Genomic DNA, 3283 nt, shown 5'->3' on the forward strand with positions numbered 1-3283 from the left:
ACCACGATCGACTTTCACCATGCCAACGCCGACCTGCAACGCATCCTGGACCGCGCGACCGGCCCGCTCTACGACAACTTCTCCGAACGCTCACAACCGTATGTCGACGTCGTGTTGCGGACGCAGTCGAAATCGGTTGGGACGGTGACGGAAGCGGCGGTGGAGTCTCAGTCGGATGACAAGGCGCAGGTGCTGGTCGCGGTCACGGTGACCACGTCAAGCGCGGTCGCGCCCCAGCCGGAGCGGCATGCCTGGCGGATGCGCCTGTCGGTCCGGCAGGTCGGCGGCGTGGCGAAGGTTTCCAACGTCGAGTTCGTGCCATGACGCGACGTGTGCTGGCCTACGGCGTGCTGCCCGGCTTGGCGTTGTTGCTGGCGTTGGCGGCCGGATTCCTGAAGGCGCAGGGACCGTCGGGCACCGACCGCAACCCCGGCGACGTCGCGGCGATCCAGGCGGCCAAGGACGCCACGGTCGCGCTGCTCTCCTACCGGCCCGCCACGGTCGAGCGTGACCTCGGGGCCGCACGCGACCGCCTGACCGGTGGGTTCAAAGACTCCTACACCTCGCTGACCCGCGACGTCGTGATCCCGGGGGCGCAACGCAAGCAAGTCTCGGCAATCGCGACAGTCCAGGCCGCGGCGGCGGTGTCCGCAGAACCCGGCCGAGCCGTGGTGCTGGTGTTCGTCAGCCAGACGACGACCGAGGGGAGCGGCGCTCCGGCGGTCACCGCCTCCAGCGTGCGGGTGACGCTGGACCAGGTCGACGGCCGCTGGCTGATATCGGGCTTTGACCCGGTCTAAACATGTTGAGCACCTGAGGGTTTCGCGATGGCGGAGGGGACCGCGTCCCATCGCCGTTGCAACTCCCGCTCGGCCGGCGTGGCAATCAGGCCGGACGGCGCGAACCGTTGGGAGGGCACCGGCGCTTCCTCGGTCAGCGGCCGGCCGCCGCCGCGAATCGCCCTGACCGCGACGACAACTCCGGCCACCAACACGATCACGACGACCAACGCAAAGAGGATCGACAGCGCGCCCTGGATGAAGGTGTTCCGGATGACCTCGTCGAGCTGGCGGGCGTTCTTGGCCGCACCGAACGCCGTCTTGCCCGCGTTACGTGCCGCCAGGTAGCGCGCGTGCTGGGTCCAGTAGCCGACCGCCGGATCCCCGGAGAAGATCTTCTGCCACGACGCCGTCAGCGTGACGGCCAGATCCCACAGCAGCGGCACTCCCGGGATCCATGCCCACCTCAGCAGGCCCCGCTTGATCACGACGACGGTGACGACGGTCAGCGCGATGGCCGCCAGCAGCTGGTTGGCGATACCGAACAGCGGGAACAGCGTGTTGATGCCACCCAGCGGGTCGGTCACCCCCATCAGCAGGGTGCCGCCCCACGCGGCGACCACGGCCAGGCTGCAGACCCACACGCCCGGGCGCCAGCTCGGGTTGCGCAACTTGGCCAGCGGGCCACCGAAGTTGCCCAGCGCGTCGGAGAGCATGAAGCGGTTGACCCGGGTGCCCGCGTCGACGGTGGTCAGGATGAACAGCGCCTCGAACATGATCGCGAAGTGATACCAGAACGCCTTGAAGCTGGCGCCGCCGAACACCCCCTGCAGCACGTCGGCCATGCCGAGCGCCAGCGTCGGCGCTCCGCCGGTGCGCGAGACGATCGACTTCTCGCCGACGTCGGTGGCGGCCTGGCCGATCTGGTCGGCGGTGGCCGGCGCGCCGGACAGGCCGAGTGAGTTCACGTAGTGCGCGGCGGTGGCCGCCGTGCCACCGGTCTGCGCGGCCGGCGCGTTGAGGGTGAAGTACAGGTGCTGGTTGATGATCGACGCGGTGATCAGCGCCGTGACGGCGACGAACGACTCGGTGATCATGCCGCCGTAGCCGATCAGCCGCATCTGGCCTTCCTTCTCCAGCATTTTCGGCGTCGTTCCCGACGAGATCAGCGAGTGAAATCCCGACAGCGCGCCGCACGCGATCGTGATGAACAGGAACGGAAACAGCGATCCGGCGAACACCGGGCCGTTGCCCCTCGTGGCGAAGTGCGAGATCGCGGGTGCCTGCATTTCCGGGCGCGCGATGACGATGCCGAGCGCGATCAGCCCGATGGCGCCGACCTTCATGAACGTCGACAGGTAGTCACGCGGCGCGAGCAGCAACCACACCGGCAGCACCGACGCCGCGAGGCCATAGCCGATCAGGCACCAGCACAGCTCGATCGGCGACAGGGTGAACCAGGATGCGCCCCAGGGCGTTTCGGCGACCCAGTTGCCGGACGCCACGGCGAGCAGCAGCAGCGCGAAGCCGATGACGGACACTTCCGATACCCGCCCGGGCCGCAGGAACCGCAGGTAAGCGCCCATGAACAGGGCGATGGGGATGGTCATGGCGATCGAGAACACCCCCCACGGGCTTTTGGCCAGCGCCTGCACCACGATCATCGCCAGCACCGCGATCAGGATCACCATGATGACGAGCACCCCGAGGAGGGCGGCCGCGCCGCCCGCGGGGCCCAGCTCGTCGCGGGCCATCTGGCCCAGCGAACGGCCCCGGCGGCGGGTGGAGATCCACAGCACCAGGTAGTCCTGGACGCAGCCGCCGAACACCGCGCCGAGGACGATCCAGATCGCGCCCGGCAGGTAGCCCATCTGGGTCGCCAGCACGGGACCCACCAGCGGCCCGGCCCCGGCGATGGCGGCGAAATGATGGCCGAACAGCACGCGCCGGTCGGTCGGCACGTAGTCGGCGCCGTCGTCGAGAACCTCGGCGGGCGTGGCGTGCTCGTCGCGCGGCCGGACGATCTTCATCTCGACCAACCGGGCGTAGAACCGGTAGCCGATGACGTACGTGCAGATCGCCGCGACCACGAACCAGACGGCGTTGACCGTCTCGCCGCGAGCCAGCGCGATGATCGCCCAGGCGACGGCGCCGACGACCGCGATCACGGCGAAGACGATCTTGTGCCGAGTGGTGATGGGGGAGCGGTCGACGATGGCGACCGGCGGCAGGTGTTCGAGGGTGTGGATGAAGCTGACGTCTTTGTCACGCTCTTCGACTGTCACGGCGGAAACCCTACGCGCGCAAAACCGACAACGCGTGTTTTAGTACAGCGCGCGGACGGCGTCGATGGTGTCGGCCTCGGCCGGGCCCTTGTCGTCGCGGTAGCGCACCACGCGGGCGAACCGCAGCGCCAGTCCGCCCGGGTACCGCGACGACTTCTGCACGCCGTCGAGGGCGATCTCGACCACCTGTTCGGGCCGCACGTTTACCACATACCCGAT

At 68.7% G+C, this 3283-nt stretch carries 2 protein-coding genes and 2 pseudogenes; 2 read left to right on the top strand and 2 right to left on the bottom strand.

Translation table 11 applies throughout. The features are described 5' to 3' along the window. Positions 1–324: pseudogene (locus A5673_RS29470) on the top strand (mammalian cell entry protein); the annotation flags it as partial. Next, positions 321–800 carry a hypothetical protein gene (locus tag A5673_RS07525; RefSeq protein WP_068229308.1) on the top strand — a complete coding sequence of 160 codons (480 nt, stop codon included), beginning with the start codon at positions 321–323 and terminating at the stop codon, positions 798–800. The pseudogene A5673_RS29470 and the gene A5673_RS07525, both read left to right, overlap by 4 nt. On the opposite strand, the gene A5673_RS07530 is transcribed toward A5673_RS07525, so the two are convergent. Both A5673_RS07530 and A5673_RS28225 read right to left on the bottom strand, forming a co-directional pair. After that, positions 797–3064 (bottom strand): carbon starvation CstA family protein, encoded by a 2268-nt coding sequence (locus tag A5673_RS07530; RefSeq protein WP_068229311.1) that lies wholly within the window; start codon positions 3062–3064, stop codon positions 797–799. The two genes, A5673_RS07525 and A5673_RS07530, sit on opposite strands and share 4 nt — an antisense overlap. A 39-nt stretch (positions 3065–3103) precedes the next feature. Next, positions 3104–3283 (bottom strand): annotated as a pseudogene (locus A5673_RS28225) (ATP-dependent DNA ligase); the annotation flags it as partial.

Source organism: Mycobacterium sp. E3198 (assembly GCF_001667015.1).
GTDB lineage: Bacteria > Actinomycetota > Actinomycetes > Mycobacteriales > Mycobacteriaceae > Mycobacterium.

Coding starts and splice junctions, on each gene's coding strand:
- A5673_RS07525 (WP_068229308.1), top strand. CDS start 321: ATGACGCGACGTGTGCTGGCCTACGGCGTGCTGCCCGGCTTGGCGTTG.